This window comes from Streptomyces sp. NPDC014676 (assembly GCF_043084105.1).
GTDB lineage: Bacteria > Actinomycetota > Actinomycetes > Streptomycetales > Streptomycetaceae > Streptomyces.
On record NZ_JBIBZI010000009.1, the window covers coordinates 344680 to 360098 of the forward strand.

Genomic DNA, 15419 nt, shown 5'->3' on the forward strand with positions numbered 1-15419 from the left:
GGGCACGCCCTGCTCCGCCGCGGCGCTGTGTGTGGGGGGCTGGTCAGACGGAGATCGTCTTGTACTCGATGTACTGGGTGAGCCCGGCCGTGCCGAACTCCCGGCCGATGCCGCTGTCCTTGAACCCGCCGAAGGGACCGTCGAGGGAGGGCGGTGCCCCGTTGACGGAGAACGTGCCGGTGCGGATGCGCCGGGCGATGGCCAGGGCCCGTGTCCCATCGGCCGTCCAGACCCCGCCGCCGAGGCCGTAAGGGGAGTCGTTGGCGATGCGGACGGCGTCCTCGTCGTCCTCGAACGGGATGACCACGAGGACCGGGCCGAAGATCTCCTCCTGGGCGATGCGCATGGAGTTGTCGACGTCGGCGAAGAGGGTGGGGGTGACGTAGTAGCCGTCCTCCAGGCCGGCCGGGACCTCGGGACCGCCGGTGACCAGCCGGGCGCCCTCGCGGATGCCGGTCGCGATGTAGGAGCGGACGCGCTCCTGCTGGTCGGCGCGGACCATGGGTCCGATGAAGGTGTCCGGGTCGGCAGGGTCACCGACGGTCAGCGACTCGACCAGTTCCTTCAGCCTGGTCACCGCCTCGTCGTAACGGCTGCGGTGCACCAGGATCCTGGTGTGCGCGACACAGGACTCACCGTTGTTCGCGAGGGAGAGGAACTTCAGTCCCTCCACCATCGCGTCGAGGTCGGCGTCCTCCAGGACGATGGCGGCGGACTTGCCGCCGAGTTCGAGGCTCACCCGCTTGAGCTGCCGTCCGGCGATGGCCGCGATGGTGCGTCCGGCGCCGGTCGAACCGGTGAAGGCGATCTTGTCGATGCCGGGGTGGGAGATGAGGTACTCACTGGTGCGGCGGTCGGCCGGCAGGATGCTGACCACGCCCTCCGGGACGCCCGCCGCGCTGAAGATCTCCCCCAGCAGCAGGGTGACCAGCGCGTTCTCGGGTGAGGACTTCAGGACGACGGTGCAGCCCGCCAGCAGCGCGGGGACGAGCTTGGTGAGCGCCGACTGGTGCGGGGCGTTCCAGGGGATGACGGCCGCGACCACGCCCACCGGTTCCCGGTGGACCAGGGTGCGGGCCGTGCTCCCCTCGGTCCGCGGCAGCTCCTCCTCCCACGGCAGGGCCGCGGCGGCCCGCAGATAGGCGTCGGTCTGCTCGGGCAGTGCGGCGGCGGTCCAGCCGGTGAACCAGCGGGCGCTGCCGTTCTCCGCGGTGGTGAGGTCGGCTATCTCCTCGGCGCGCTCGGCGTACAGGGTGTTGAAGCGGGCGATGACCTCCTGCCGGGCGGCCGGGGCCAGCCGGGGCCAGGGGCCGTGGTCGAACGCCTCGCGGGCGGTGGCGACGGCGAGGTCCACGTCGGGTTCGGTGGCCTCGGCGGCCAGGCCGACCAAGGAGCGGTCGTGCGGCGAGCGGACCTCCAGCGGTTCCTTCTTCGCGGGCTCGGTCCAGCGGCCGCCGATGTACAGCTTCTCGTAATTGATCACACCGACAACTTAAGGCAACACCGTTCTCTAAGTCAAGAGAACGGTGTTCTGTTAAAGTGGCCGCATGGACAGGCTGCCTCCTCACGTACGACGCGCCCGCAGGCCGGAGCACAAGGAACTGCGGCTCGCCTCGATCGTCGACGCGGCCCGCTCCCTGGCCCTGGAGAAGGGCGTCCGGGAGGTGACGCTCACCGACATCGCGGCCCGGGCCGGCATCAACAAGTCCGCGGTGCTGCGCTACGTCGAGACCCGCGAGGAGATCTACCTGCGCCTGACCGCGGAGTGCTGGACCCGGTGGGCCGCCGCGCTGGCGGAGGCGCTCGACGGGCGCATGGACGGCACCCCCGACGAACTGGCCGCGACCCTGGCCCGTACGGTCGTGGAACAGCCCCTGCTGTGCGACCTCCTGGCCCACGCCCCGCTGCATCTGGAACGGCATGTCTCGGCCGACGCGGTCCTGACCTACAAACTGGCCGCACTCGGCGCCCTGGACGACATGGCGGACACCGGCTCGGCCTTCCAGCCGGTCCTGGACCGGGCCGCGACCCGTGACCTCGTCAGCACGGTCAGCCTGCTCGCCGGTTCGCTGTGGCAGATCTCCACCCCGCCGGCGGCCCTCGCCCGGCTGTACGCCGAGGAGCCGCGCCTCGCACACGCGGTGATCGACTTCCTGCCCCGCCTCACGCACAGCGCCCGCACCATGGCCGCCGGCCTGGCCGCCCGCACCGGCCTCGGCTGAACCCACCGGCGTCCGCTCCCGCGCCGGGTCCGTCCACACACGTTCCACGGACCTTCCACGGAGCCGGGGCACAGTAGGGGGTGTCGTTTGGATCTTGTCGGGGTCGCGGGGTCCGGCACCGCACCTCGCCGCGTTGTCGTCGGTTGCCAGGGCTCCGCCCTGGCGCCCTCCTCCGCCTTGCGATGCTCCCCCACTGCCTGAAGGGCGTGGGAGGTGCCCCCACCACCAGACCCCGCTCGGCTCGGCTGCGAGGCACCGCTCACTGGAGCCGACCTGATCCAAACGACACCCCCTAGTGCCCCGGAGACGGGACACCCACCGAACGGCAGATGTGCGAGGGACGCCGTGCACTCGGACGCTTCCAACGACTCGGCCCAGGACTTCTACCGCGGACTCGGCGCGCACTACGAAGCGATCACCCGGGTCCAGGACTACGCGAGGTGGGCCCGGCTCTACCGCGACCTCCTGGAGAGACACGCCGTGCCCGGCCACCGGCTGCTCGACGTGGGGTGCGGGACGGGCAAGTCCGCCCTCGAACTCGCCCGGCTGGGCTTCACCGTCACCGGGATCGGCCTGTCGCCGGAGATGATCGAGGCCGCGCGGCACAAGGACGGTGCCGACCAGGTGGTCTTCGTGACGGCCGACGCCCGTTCGCTGCCCGCGCTCGGCACCTTCGACGCCGTCGTCACCATGGGCGAACCGCTGACCTACCTGCCCGGTGAGGAACAACTGGCACGGGTCTTCCCGGGCGTACGGCGATCCCTGCGGGCCGGTGGCCTGTTCCTGTTCGACCTGCCGACCGCAGGGTTCCAGGACCGGGCGGCGGCACGGCAGACCATCGACGAGACGGACGGGATGGTGGTCCTCACGCGAGGTCGGTCCGCCGACCCCACCGCGCACACGACCGAGCTGACCGTGGACCTCTTCACGGCCACCGGGCGGGCGGATACGTGGTCCCGCGTCCAGGAGCGGGCCCTGCTGCACTGGTTCGCGCCGCAGCGGGTGACGGAACTCCTCACCGCCCACGGTTTCGCCGTGGAGCGCATCTACGGCCTGTACGACGGAGAGCTGATGGAACAGGCCGACCAGGACCTGCACCGCAAGTACTTCGTACTGGCCCGTGCGCTTCCTCCGGCCGATCACGCGGACGCGTGACGGACCCCCGCCGGAGGCACGTCGGCACGGAAAGGAGGTGACCGCCATGATGCTCCCCGACTGGAAGGAGGAGTCACCGCGACGGCCTGACCCCGGCCCTGGCCGGGACACCTCCCGGCCCAGGAGCCGGGGACACGTCAGGTGGTCAGTGACCCGCCGGCGGCGGACCGACCCGGTCCGCCGCCGGCCTGCGTGTGCGCCAAGAGCGGGTCAGATCCCGATCCCCAGCACCGCCGGAAGCTGCTTGCGGGAGGTCACCCCGGCCTTCGCGAAGACGCGCGAGAGATGACTGGCGACCGTCCGGTGGGTCAGCCCGAGCTGCCATCCGATGCCCTGGTTGCTCAGCCCCCGCGCGGCCAGCCGGGCGACCTCCGCCTCACGCGGCGTCAGCCCGAACCCGGCCGTGCCCCGGAGCGGGTCCGCAGCCGTCGCGTCCCCGGCGGCCAGGAGTTCGGAGCCGGCCCGCCGCGCCCACACCCGCGCCCCGGCCGAGACGAAGCCGTCACGGGCCCGCTGCAACTGGTCCCGTGCCTCCAGCACCCGCCGCCGTCGCCGCAGCCACTCCCCGAACGCCAGTTGCGTACGGGCCCGTTCGTACCGCAGCGCACCGGTTCCCGGTACGGCCAGCGCCCGGGCGAAGTGCTCCTCGGGCGCGTCACCCTCGCCGAGCAGCGCCAGCGACCGGGCCAGCAGGTGCTCCAGCGGAGCCGACCGCAGCGACCGGTTGACCTCGGCCGCCCACCGCACCCGGTCCCGTACGGCGTCCCCCCTGCGGGCGGCGACCGCGGCGGCGACCAGATCACCGAGCGCCCAGGCGGCCACCACCGGGTGCCGCGCGTCACCGCCGGGGTCCGACAGCATCCGCAGCTCCTCGTAGGCGTCCTCCGGCCTGCCGTGCGCGAGCGCCATCAGCCCCCTCGCCCAACGGGCCCTGGACGCCGGCAGGGGAAGACCGCGGGGCAGCGCGAAGGCCAGGATGCCGTCGGTGAGCGCTGCGTGCCCTTCCTCCGCGCCCTCCCACGCCCGCACTTGCGCCACACCGCACCGGAAGACGGCGGCGCCGTGCGGATCGTCCGCCGCCCGGCTCCAGCGCTCGCCGGTGTCGGCGTCCCGCAGCACGCCCTCCCGGTCACCGAGGTGCAGGCGGGCGAGCTGGCGGTGGGCCAGGACCGCCCGGGCGGTACCGAAGTACCCGTGGCCGGTCAGCGATTCCAGTACGGCCCCGCCCAGGCGTTCGGCGGCGAGCGGGTCGTCCAGCGCCGTCGCCACCGAGACCAACGCGGCGTCATGGAGCGGTTCCACCGGGAACCGCCCCCGCGCGAGTGCGGCACCGGCCGTCCCCAGCAGGGCCCTGCCCCGATCGGTGTGGGCCGTCCGGTCGGTCCAGCAGAGCGCGGACGGCGGGGAGGGGGACCGGTCGTGACGCGCGTCGGGCGGCCGGGCCCCCGACACGCGCGGGGCGGACAGCCCGCATGGGGCGGGTCCGGCGGCGGGCGGGGGGAACGGCGGCCATGGTACGGCCGGTTCACCGGCGGCCCCCAGTGGGCCGAGCGCGGCGACGGCCGCGGCGGTCTCGGGGCACTGGCCGGCGGAGAGGGTGGTGATCCGGGCCACGAGCCGCCGAAGTTCCCCGGTCTGGTCGCGCACCTGGGCCGCCCACGCGGCCCGGACCAGTCCGCGTGCCCGGTCCACGGGCCGCGGGCTCAGGTCGGCGGCCAGTTCGTGCACCGCGGCGGCCTCGGGAAGGTCCCCGGGCACACTGTCCTCCAGCTCACGTGCCGTGGCCTCGTCCGGGGCGGCGGAGGCGAGGGCCCGGTGCAGCGCCCGCCGGTACGCGCCCGGCTCGTCCCGTTCGGCCAGCGCCAGGTGCGCACGCCGCCGCTGGGTCCGGGAAGCCGCCCAGTACACCGCCGAGCACAGCAGCGGATGGCCGAAGCGGACCGTGCCGGCCTCCCGCAGGAGCAGACCGCGTGCCTCGGCCGTCTCCAGGGCCTGGCCCGACGGGTCCACGGCGCGGGCGGCCTCCCGCAGCAGGTCCGGCCGGCCGGTGTCCGCCACGGCGGTCAGGAGCAGGACGTCCCGCACGGGTTCCGGCACGCCGGCCAGGAGGCGGGTCACCCGTGTGTGCAGGGCCTCGCCGAGCGGGAGCCGTGGGGCGAGCAGCGCCTCGGCCGGCGGGGGCGAGGAGGCGAGCAGTCCGGTGACGGACACCAGTCCCGCCGGATTGCCCCCGGCTTCCCGGAGCACACGGCTCGCCAGCAGGGGAGGCACGTCCGGGCCGTACCGGCGCAGCAGCCGCTCGGCGTCGACCCCGGCGAGCGGACCGAGGACGAGGTCCGGCGCGGGCTCGGACGTGGGCCGCGCGCCCTCGGGTCCTACTGGGCAGCTCGCGAGGAGAAGCACGCCACCGGCTTCGCGGCAGGCGGTGAGCAGCGCGTCCAGCGAGAGGCTGTCGAACCACTGTGCGTCGTCCAGGACCACCAGCGGAGGCCGCCCGGCACGGGCGCGCCGGGCGAGCGCCTCGGCCGCCGCGCCCCGCACGTCCGGGCAGCCGACCGGGGCCGGCACGATCTGGGTGAGACCGGCGCCGGGCAGCCCAGCCTCGGTCCGGTGACCCCGGACCGGTATGACGGCGTGGCCTGCAGCCTCGGCGGCACGCCGGCCCTCCCGGAGCAGCGCGGACTTGCCACTGCCCAGCTCACCGTGGACCGTCATGACGCCGCCCGACCCACGCGCCCGCTCCAGGAACGCCCTGATCGCGGCGAGTTCCGTGACGCGGCCGATCAGGGGGAGCGGTGCCGCGTCGCTGTCCGGAGTCACAGGGCCTCACCGCCGCCGAGCAGGGCGTCCTGGAGTTCCCGGCGTGAGCTGATGCCCAGGCGGGGGAACACCTTGTACAGATGCGAGGCGACCGTCCGCGGTGACACCAGCAGCCGCTCCGCGATCTCCCGGTTGGACAGACCGGAGGCCGCCAGGTGGACGATGCGCCGCTCGTGCGCGGACAGTGCGGGGCTCGCGGTGGTGGTGCGCGCCGTGCCCGGCGGGAGAGCCCCGATGGCCCGCAGTTCGGTGCGGGCCCGGTCCTGCCAGGGCGCCGCCCCCAGTCGGCCGAACGTCTCGTAGGCGGTGCGCAGGCGGGCACGTGCTGCCGCGGGGTGCCGCCGGCGGCGCAGCCACCTGCCGTGGTCCAGGGCCAGCAGCGCACGGTCGAACGGACGGGCCGGCGCCGTGGCCGCGTCCTCGGCCAGGCCGAACAGCTCGTCGGTGTCGGCCTCGTCGGTGTAGGCGGCCAGCAGTGCCCGGCCGTGCCGTACCAGCAGGGTCGTTCCGTCGGAGAAGCGCGTCAGCCCGGCCCGCTGCGCGCGCGTCTGGCGCGCGCGGGCCGCCGCGGGGTCGCCCCGCAGCAGGGCGCCGCGTACGAGGACGGCATGAGCCTGCCGGGTGACCGCGTCCAGGCACGGGTCGGCATCGGCCGGCCAGTCGGCACCCCCCGCCGGCTCCGCGTCACCGGTCTGGGCCAGCAGGAGCGCGGCGTACCGGGCCAGGCCCGAGTGGTGGGCCGAGCCGCGGTCGCGGGCCCACTGCCGGACCTCCCGCGCCAGCTCCCGCGCCTCCTCCCGGCGGCCCTGGTACGCGCAGACCAGCAGGAGCTGGGACTTCAGGGCGACGACATGCCGTTCGGGCGCTTCGGCACCGCCCTCGGTGAGCCGACGCGCCACCAGGTCGCGCAGTTCCTCCCAGCGCCCTGCGGCAGTCAGGAGTTCGGCCCGCAGCTCCCAGCAGTGCGGGAGGTGCCCGCGCTCCGTGCCCGACCGGTGCAGGGCGGCGGCCAGCAGTCGGCCGCTCGACGCCAGGTCGTCGACCTGCCACGCGGCGTCCGCGAGCCAGGTCAGTTCGCGGGGGCCGGCGCCGGGTGTCCGCAGTGCCCGCTCGGCCGCGGTGGCGAGCCGCTCCCGGATCTCCTTCGCCCGGGACACCGGGTTCAGCCGGGCGGTCACGGCGATACGCAGGGCATCGGCGGCGTCGGCCGGCAGCGCGTCCAGGGCCGCCTTGGCCGGTGCGGGGTCGTGGGTGAGGGACGTCAGGGCCGACAGTTGGAACGCTGCCGAGTCCCGTGCGTCGGCGCCGGCGACCGGTCCCGCGCCCAGCGCCGCGGAGAGGCCGCGGAAGCTCTCTTCCGCGTGGAAGTCGACGTCGAACAGCGCGCCGGCCCGGACGGCGCGCACCGCGTGCGCCGTGGTGGGGGCCGGGCGGACGCCCGGCCCCCAGGTCAGGGCCAGCGCCAGCCGCGGCCGGCCACCGCACAGGGCGGCGGACGCCGCGGCCGTGTGCAGGCGGGAGCGCTCCCAGGAAGTGGGGCTGAGGTCACCGGCCTGCCGGAACGCCCTGACCGCCGTGGACCAGCGCCGGCCCGCCGCGGCCGCGTGACCGAGCACCTCCAGCCGGGCCGCGTGCTCGTGGTGCGCGCCGGCCTCGCCGGCGTCCGGTGGCGCCTCGTCGAGCCCGGTCGGGCCGTCGGGGCGGGGACCGGCCGGGCCGGTGCCGGACGGTCCGCCACCGAGCCGGGTCAGGGCCAGCTCGGCCCAGGCACGGCTCGCCCGCCGCCGCACGGCGGCCGGCGCGGTGGCGTGGGCCAGGCACCGGTGTACCCGGCGGACGAAGCGGGGCGTCCGGTCCGAGGAGACGAGCCCCGCCTCCTCGGCCGGGGCGAAGGCGTCGAGATCGTGCCCGAGCGCACCGGCCAGCCACGCGACGTCCCCCGGCTCGGCGTCGTCCTCCAGGAGGGCCAGCGCGGCCAGCAGGACCCGGGTGCTGTCGGGCAGCGCGCGGAACCGCCGGCCGAGGCAGCGCTCCAGGGCCGCCCCCGGCAGCAAGGGGTCCGGCAGCGGTGCCCGGCCGGCCCGCTGTTCGGGGGTGAGTGCCGTGGGAAGGTCCACCAACGCACGAGGATTGCCCTCCGCCACGGTGAGGACGGCGGTCAGGACCTCGGCGGACAGGCGCGGATGACGCTCCGACAGCAGGCCCCGTGCCGCCTCTTCAGCGAGGTCCGGCAGCGGCAGCACGGTCATACCGTCCTCGGCCGGGGAGACCGCCCCCTGCCCGTCCGAGGCGGCCAGCAACAGGACGCGGGTCCCGTCGAGCCGACGGGCGAGGAACGCCAGAGCCCCGCGTGAGGCCGGGTCGAGTAGCTGCCAGTCGTCCACGCAGACGAGCACCGGACGCCGCTCCGCCATGGCGGCCAGCGTCCGCCACAGCGTCGAGCAGACGGCCGTCTCGTCGCCGTCGGCGGCGTGCCGGAGCAGCGCGTCCGGCAGCGCCGCGCGGACGTCGGCCGACCGGGCGCCGGGGACGGCGAGCAGCGGGGCCGTCAGCGAGCGGAGCGCGGAGTACGCCGCGCCGCCCGGGCGAGGAGCGACCCGCACCACCTGTCCGCCGGCGTCGGCGGCGGTGTCGGCCGCCCAGCGCAGCAGCGTGCTTTTGCCGCTGCCGCTCTCGCCGTGGAGGGCCAGCGCGGTGCCGTGGCGGTCACCGGTCTCGGTCAGGGCCGTGCGCACCGCCGTGAGCACGCGGTCCCGGCCGAGCGGCCGTACCGCCGTCCGCGGGGGGTCCTCCCGGGCGGGTCGCACCGTGTTGCCGGTGAACGCGAATGGCCTCATGCCAGCCTCCTCGAGAGCGTGACGATCGTCCGCCCCATCCCGTGCGCGTGGTCACACGCGTGCCGTGTGCGGCCGGTCGTGTCCGGCGGACGGGTGGGACGGAGCGTGTCCCAACCTAGGAAATGAGGCCGGAAAGATCCCTAGGTAATTCGACCGTGATGCGTCTTGCCCGCCGAGCCGGCCGGATGCCTTCCCCGGTCAGGGGCGGGCCGGATCAGTCGTGGGTGGCCGCGAGCGCGGACGTGAGCTGCGCCCGCCGGTTGATCTTCAGTTTGGCGTAGGTGCTGTACAGGTGCGCCCCGACGGTGCGGTGGGAGAGATACAGCTGGTCGGCAATCTGTTTGTTCGAGTACCCCTCGGCGGCCAGCCGGGCGACGTGCAGTTCCTGGGCGGTGAGCACGGCATTGGCGTCGACGGCGCGTGTCGGCCGGGTTGGTCGGACGCTGCCGGCGGCACCCAGTTCCCGCGCCGTCCGCTGAATGAGCGGCGTAGCGTGGTGCGACTCGAAGACGTGCAGGGCCGCGGTGAGGTGACCGCGTGCTTCCGTGATGTGGCGCTCGCGCCGCAGCCACTCACCGAAGAACAGCCGGGTCTTCGCCAGCTCCAGGACCGCGGCGGAGCGCTCACCGTGCGCTATGGCCCGCTCGAAGTGGCCGCGCGCCCCGCCGTCCGGCGACAGTAGCGCCCGGGTCCGCTCGACCAGCATCGCGAGGCGGGCGGAGCCGCTGGACGCGAGAGCGGCCGTCGCCATGCCGAGCCAGCCGTCCACGGCCTCCGGCCGCCCCGCCCGCACGGCCGCGTCGGCCAGGCCACCGCCCGCCCACAGGCCGATGGGCGGATGATCCACGCTGCGCAGCAGGTGGACGACCGCCTCCTCGAAGCGGCCCTCGTTCGCCGCCAGCTCCGCCGATGCCCAGGAGACGATGGCGGCGACCCTGGCGAGGGGGGCCAGCCCGGACAACTCGGCGGAGGTCGTGAGAGCGGTGGCCGCGAGCGCCTCCTCACCGCGCCACGCGCGCGCGAGGGCGATGCTCGCCGCGCAGAGCGCTCCGACGACCGACAGACCGAGGTCGGTACTGAGCCGCAGGGCCTGCTCGCAGTCGGCGAGGCCGGCGGCGATCGCGTGGGCTTTCATGCGTACCGTGCCGCGCCCGGCGAGGGCCACCGTCTCGTCGCTCGTCCGCGCCGACCGGTGGAACAGGTCGACCTCGGCGCTCCACACGCGTTCGGCGCCTTCCAGATCGTGGGTGTCCTCGAAGGCGAACGCCAGACAGTTCATCAGCGTCGCGTCCGTCTCGCGCACCTGCGGCCGGAGAACCGACAACGCCTCCGCGACGGAGGGCAGCCGGTCGGCCGAACCGATCAAGGCCAGCGCGATGCTCCGCAGCAGTCGCTGCCGCTCGGTGACGGCGATGCCGGGGAGTCGCAACTCCTCGGCGACCGCAGCCGTGACTGCGGCGGAGAGGTCCTGCCGGGTGTAGCTGCGCACCGCCGCCCAGGTGAGGACCTCGATCCGGTCGTCCGGGTCGCTCAGTGCCCGAGACAACGCGATCAGCTCGTCACCGCCCCGGTCCGGGTGTGTCGTACTGGTGCTGGCGAGCATCCACTCGGTGCGGGCGAGCTGCATGACCGACGCCTCGTCCTCGGAGGGCGGCTTCGCCTCGGCGAGCAGGGCGACGGCGTCGGCCGTGGCACCGGCCTGCCGCGCGGCTTCCGCCGCCATCACCGTGCGCCGGGCTCGTTCCCTCGGCACCGGCGTCAGCGCGACCGCACGCCGCCAGGCGGCGGCCGCCTCGGTCCGCGCACCGCGCCGCCCGGTCGCCACGGCGAGCCGCTCCAGTTCGGCGGCGACGTTCTCGTCCCAGCCGGTGACCGCCGCGGCCCGGTGTCGGACGGCACGTGCCGGGTCGACGACGACCGCCGCCAGGCTGGTGTGCACCTGGGACCGCACGTGGGAGTCGGCGTTGTCGTACACCGCGGAGCCCACCAACGGGTGACGGAACCGGAAGGAGTCGTTGCCCAGCGTGATCAGGCCAAACGTTTCGGCCGGTGCGAAGTCGCTCTGCTCCAAGCCCAGACCGCGGGCCGCGGTGAGCACTTCGTGGCTGCTGGAATCCTGCCCCGCGGCGACGACCAGGAGGGCCTGCCGCGTCGCGGGCGGGAGCAGGGCGACCTCGGCGAGGAACGAGTCCTCCAGGCGTTTGCCCATCGGGACCCGGCCGCGCTCGGCTGACGCTGCGCCGTCGACGTGCGCTGTGCTGGTCGACCACTCGGTCAGCGCGAGCGGGTTGCCCATGGCCCGCTCCACCAGCCGCTGCCGTTGCGGCACCGTCAGCGCGGGCGCGTGCAGGGCGACCAGCCGCAAGGCATCCTCCTGGCCGAGGGGGCCCAGGGGTATGTGGTGCTTGAAGCGGGGACTGCGATCGGGATAGATGCGATCGGCGCGAGTGGTGGCCAGCAGCAAGGCGGGCATGACACTCATCCGGGCCGCGAGGAAGGTGACGATGTCCGCCGTGGACACATCGAGCCAGTGCAGGTCCTCGACCAGTACGACGAGGGGTCCGTGCGCCGCCGCTTCCTCCAGCAGCCCGAACGCGGCGAGCCCCGTGACGAGCCGGTCGGCCGGTTCCCCCTCGGCGCCGAACGCCACCTCCAGGGCTGTGCGCTGGCGCGGTGACAGGGCCTCCACGCGGTGGAGGAGAGGCAGCAGCAGCTCGTGCAACCCCTCGTAACCGACCGCGCCCGTGCCGCGTATGCCGTGACAGGAGAGCACCTGGAAGCCCGACGAGGATGCCGCGTCGACGGCCGAGGAGACCAGACTGCTCTTGCCTATCCCCGCCTCGCCGTACACCAGCGCCGAGGACCCGCGTCCCTCGCGTGCCGCCTCGAGGAGAGCGGACAGCTGATCGACCTGCGATTCGCGCCCAATCACGTACACGTACCTACTTCTCGAACCTCCGGACGTGAGATCGTCCGCAGCCGCCAGTCGTCAGCACTGCCGCTCCCGACAAGCTCGCATCCTACCTCTTTGCGCATGTTTGACCAGAGGGGACGGGTGCCACCGTCCGTCGGTCGTCGAGCCCTCGTCGCGCGGGACCGTAGGTCACGAGGCAGTCGGTCGACCGATGCCCGTCCCGGCCGTGCCATCGCACAGTGGGCCCGCACACCAATGATCCCGGCGTCCGAGGAGGACGGAAGATGACCAGCACGGCACGGCCCGCGGGGCGGCTGTCATGAGGAGCGCGCTCACGCGGCCGGCCTGGCGGGAGGCCCTGTGCCGCACCGCGGACCCGGAGCTGTTCTTCCCGGTGGGGGAGGCGGGGCCCGCACTCGTCCAGACCGCGGAGGCGAAGCGGATCTGCGGACGGTGCCCGCTGACCCGTGCCTGCCGGGAGTGGGCACTCGACCAGGGCGAGGAGAGCGGTGTCTGGGGCGGCCTCAGCGAGCAGGAGCGCCGGGGCATGCGCCGCGCCGCCGCACGCCGGAGATACCGCCGGTCCGCCCACGGAGCCTGACCCGGGGCTTCCACTTAATTTCCACTGCGATCCGGAACACTCTCGTGGGCCGATGCCTCACCGAGTTGCGGCACCCCGGTCAGGGTGTGCCGGCAGACGGGGTCGTCGATGAACAGCGCAAAGGAACAGACCTATGAGTCAGCAGCCGTGGGTACGCAGCGATGAGGACCCCCTGACGCTCGACGTCACCCTCCACAACCTGTTCGCGCCGCCGGAGAACGCCTCGGTGCCCTGCCGGTTCACCTTCGACCCCGCGGCCCCCTTCTCCGTGCGGCTGGACCTCATGACACCTTCGGCACCGCGGATCTCCTGGGTCATCGGGCGTGACCTCCTGACGCAGGGGACCGAAGGGCTCAGCGGCGAGGCCGACGTCAAGATATGGCCGTCCCGGCGGCACGACGACACGCCGTTCCTCTACCTGCGCCTGGAGCGGACCCACGCCTCGGCCGCGTTCATGACCGAGCTGGCTCCGATCCGGGCGTGGCTGGAGCGGACGTACGACCTCGTACCCAGGGGCGGCGAGAGCCGGCTGGTCGACTGGGACGCCCTGGCCTGCGCCCTGCTGCCGCCCCGCTGACGCGGTCGCCGGGACACGCCGCGGACGGTCCACGGTCAAATGCCCTATGGCCGCCGCCGCCGGGCACGGCACACTCGGAGCCGTCGCGCCCCCCATGATGAGGAACCGAGATGTATGTCGACGCCCCGAACCAGGTGGTCGAAGCCGCGAGCGGTGTGCGGTACACCTATCGCCGCTCCGGCGCGGCCGGTCTCCCGTCCCCGCCGCTCCTTATGCTCCAGCACTACCGGGGCACACTCGACGGCTGGGACCCGGCGCTCATCGACGCTCTGGCCGCCGAACGCGACGTCATCACCCTGGACAACGCCGGGGTGGGGCTCAGTACCGGTCAGGTCTGCCGCACGGTGCGGGACCTGGCCCGGGACACCCTGGCGTTCATGGACGCCCTCGGCGTGCGGCAGGCGGACGTCCTTGGCTACTCCATGGGGGGCTACGCCGCGCAGGAGGTGGCGCTGCTGCGCCCGTCGGCCGTCCGCCGGCTGGTGCTCGCGGCCACCGCGCCGCGCGGGGGCCCCGGCATCGAGGGGTACCCCGAGGACATCGTGGCCCACACCGACGTCGACCGGCTCGGCATCCAGAACTACCTGTACACCTTCTTCAACCACACCGAGACGAGCCAGCGCAGCGGCCTGGGTTTCATCGGCCGGTACATCGAGCGCGAGGAGGACCGGGACCTGCCGGTTCCGGCGGAGGCCCGGGCGGCACAGTACGAGGCGGTGGTCGAGTGGGGCGTCCCCGACCCCGCCGCCCTGGAGCGGCTCTCGGCGGTCACCCACCCCACGTTCGTGGCCGGCGGCGACAACGACCGCGTCATCCCGTCGCGCACGGCCCACCTGCTGGGCGGGCTGCTGCCCCGGGCCCGGGTCAAGGTCTACCCGGACTCGGGCCACGGGTTCCTCTTCCAGCACCACGAGGAGTTCGCGCGGGACGTACTGGACTTCCTGCGCTGAGCGGCGCGCACACCGGCACGACGGACGACGAAAGGACAGAGGACATGAGAGTGGTCATCGCGGGCGGGCACGGGCAGGTGGCCCTCCGGCTGGAGCGGCTCCTGGCGGAGCGCGGCGACACCGCGGTGGGGCTGGTACGCCGTCCTGAGCAGGCGGGCGACGTGCGGGAAGCCGGCGCGGTCCCCGCGCTGTGCGATCTGGAGTCGGCGTCGGTGGCGGAGGTCGCGGCCCATCTCCGGGACGCCGACGCGGTGGTCTTCGCCGCCGGCGCCGGTCCGGGCAGCGGAGCGGAACGCAAGGACACCGTCGACCGCGGGGCGGCCGTGCTCGTCGCCGACGCGGCGCTGGCCGCCCGCACCGGGCGCTTCCTGATGATCTCGGGGAAGGGCGTGGACAGCAGCCCCCCGGCCGGCACCGACCCGGTGTTCGCCGCCTACCTGAGGGCCAAGGCGGAGGCCGACGACCACGTGCGCGCCCACGCGTCACTGGGGTGGACGATCCTGCGGCCGGGACGCCTCACCGACGAACCGGGCACCGGACACGTGACGCTGGGCCCCTCGACCCCCGAGGGCAGCGTGGCCCGGGACGACGTGGCCGCCGTCCTGCTGGCGCTGCTCGACGAACCGCGCACCGCCGGCCGGACGCTGGACCTGATCGCGGGCGGCACATCCGTGACAGCCGCCGTACGGACCGCGGCGGACGGCTGACCGCGCCCTCCGGGCGCCATGGTCACCGAGGCGCACCCGGCAGATACGTGTGCCCACGGCTCCGGGTCACACTGCATGCGCCGGTCGCCGTCCACGGAGCAGCGCCGTGGACGGCGACCGGCGTCCCGCCCCCCGACCTGACCAGGAGCCACCAGTGATCACGTTGTCCGCCGCGGAACGGGCCGTCCAGGCCGGCAAGGACAAGGCCGCCGAACTGGGCGTCCCGTTCACCGTCACCGTCGTCGACGCCGGAGCCCACCTGATCGCCGCCGCGCGGATGGACGGCGCGGCCCTCGCCTCCGTCGAGACCAGCCGGAGCAAGGCCCGTACGGCGGTGCTGTTCGCCCGGGCCACCCGGGACCTGGCGCCCGACGTACAGCCGGGAGCCCCGCTGTTCGGCATCGAGGCGGGCACCCGGGACCCGCTCGCCTTCGTCGCGGGCGGCGTCCCGGTGGTCCAGGACGGAGTCGTCATCGGTGCCATCGGGGTCGGCGGCGGCACACCGGACGAGGACCACGAGGTCGCCTCGGCCGCCCTGACCGTGCTGTGACCGCGTCCGCCCCCCACCCCGGCGCTCAGCCGGGGGTTCGTGCCGGTCGGGCACTCCGACCAGGGCGGACGACCGGACGCCATGCA

11 protein-coding genes are annotated in these 15419 nt (G+C 74.3%); 7 read left to right on the forward strand and 4 right to left on the reverse strand.

The window, feature by feature from the left end; all coding sequences use genetic code 11:
• Positions 1 to 43 precede the first annotated feature (43 nt).
• Positions 44 to 1483: an aldehyde dehydrogenase gene (locus ACF1DX_RS25665; RefSeq protein WP_391793475.1), complete on the reverse strand. Its 1440-nt coding sequence runs from the start codon at positions 1481 to 1483 to the stop codon at positions 44 to 46.
• 64 nt (positions 1484 to 1547) lie between these two features.
• On the opposite strand from ACF1DX_RS25665, the gene ACF1DX_RS25670 reads away from it, so the two are divergent.
• Together ACF1DX_RS25670 and ACF1DX_RS25675 are read left to right on the forward strand one after the other, a co-directional pair.
• On the forward strand, positions 1548 to 2222 hold the full coding sequence (locus ACF1DX_RS25670; RefSeq protein ID WP_391793476.1) for a TetR family transcriptional regulator: 675 nt from the start codon (positions 1548 to 1550) through the stop codon (positions 2220 to 2222).
• Positions 2223 to 2567: 345 nt separating this feature from the next.
• A complete protein-coding gene (locus ACF1DX_RS25675; RefSeq protein WP_391793477.1) occupies positions 2568 to 3377 on the forward strand; it encodes a class I SAM-dependent methyltransferase in 810 nt (269 codons plus the stop codon).
• Between the two features lie 210 nt (positions 3378 to 3587).
• Here the strand turns inward: ACF1DX_RS25675 and ACF1DX_RS25680 are convergent, their stop codons facing one another.
• The 3 genes from ACF1DX_RS25680 to ACF1DX_RS25690 all read right to left on the reverse strand — a co-directional run bounded on the left by ACF1DX_RS25680 (position 3588) and on the right by ACF1DX_RS25690 (position 11972).
• Positions 3588 to 6197, reverse strand: coding sequence for an AAA family ATPase (locus ACF1DX_RS25680; protein ID WP_391793478.1), 2610 nt, complete (start codon positions 6195 to 6197; stop codon positions 3588 to 3590).
• Complete coding sequence (locus ACF1DX_RS25685) at positions 6194 to 9034, reverse strand: AAA family ATPase (RefSeq protein WP_391793479.1); 2841 nt, start codon at positions 9032 to 9034, stop codon at positions 6194 to 6196. Before ACF1DX_RS25685 ends, ACF1DX_RS25680 begins: the two co-directional genes overlap by 4 nt.
• Positions 9035 to 9248: 214 nt before the next feature.
• Positions 9249 to 11972, reverse strand: coding sequence for an AAA family ATPase (locus ACF1DX_RS25690; RefSeq protein ID WP_391793480.1), 2724 nt, complete (start codon positions 11970 to 11972; stop codon positions 9249 to 9251).
• Between the two features lie 295 nt (positions 11973 to 12267).
• On the opposite strand from ACF1DX_RS25690, the gene ACF1DX_RS25695 reads away from it, so the two are divergent.
• The 5 genes from ACF1DX_RS25695 to ACF1DX_RS25715 all read left to right on the forward strand — a co-directional run bounded on the left by ACF1DX_RS25695 (position 12268) and on the right by ACF1DX_RS25715 (position 15333).
• Positions 12268 to 12549 carry a WhiB family transcriptional regulator gene (locus ACF1DX_RS25695; RefSeq protein ID WP_391793481.1) on the forward strand — a complete coding sequence of 94 codons (282 nt, stop codon included), beginning with the start codon at positions 12268 to 12270 and terminating at the stop codon, positions 12547 to 12549.
• A gap of 133 nt (positions 12550 to 12682) precedes the next feature.
• Positions 12683 to 13126, forward strand: a complete 444-nt coding sequence (locus ACF1DX_RS25700; protein WP_391793482.1) for an SsgA family sporulation/cell division regulator — start codon at positions 12683 to 12685, stop codon at positions 13124 to 13126.
• 110 nt (positions 13127 to 13236) lie between these two features.
• The gene (locus ACF1DX_RS25705) at positions 13237 to 14076 is read left to right on the forward strand and encodes an alpha/beta fold hydrolase (protein WP_391793483.1); all 840 of its coding nucleotides are present in this window, start codon (positions 13237 to 13239) and stop codon (positions 14074 to 14076) included.
• 44 nt (positions 14077 to 14120) lie between these two features.
• On the forward strand, positions 14121 to 14783 hold the full coding sequence (locus ACF1DX_RS25710; protein WP_391793484.1) for an NAD(P)H-binding protein: 663 nt from the start codon (positions 14121 to 14123) through the stop codon (positions 14781 to 14783).
• A 154-nt stretch (positions 14784 to 14937) separates the two neighbouring features.
• Positions 14938 to 15333 carry a heme-binding protein gene (locus tag ACF1DX_RS25715; protein ID WP_391793485.1) on the forward strand — a complete coding sequence of 132 codons (396 nt, stop codon included), beginning with the start codon at positions 14938 to 14940 and terminating at the stop codon, positions 15331 to 15333.
• Positions 15334 to 15419: the final 86 nt, after the last annotated feature.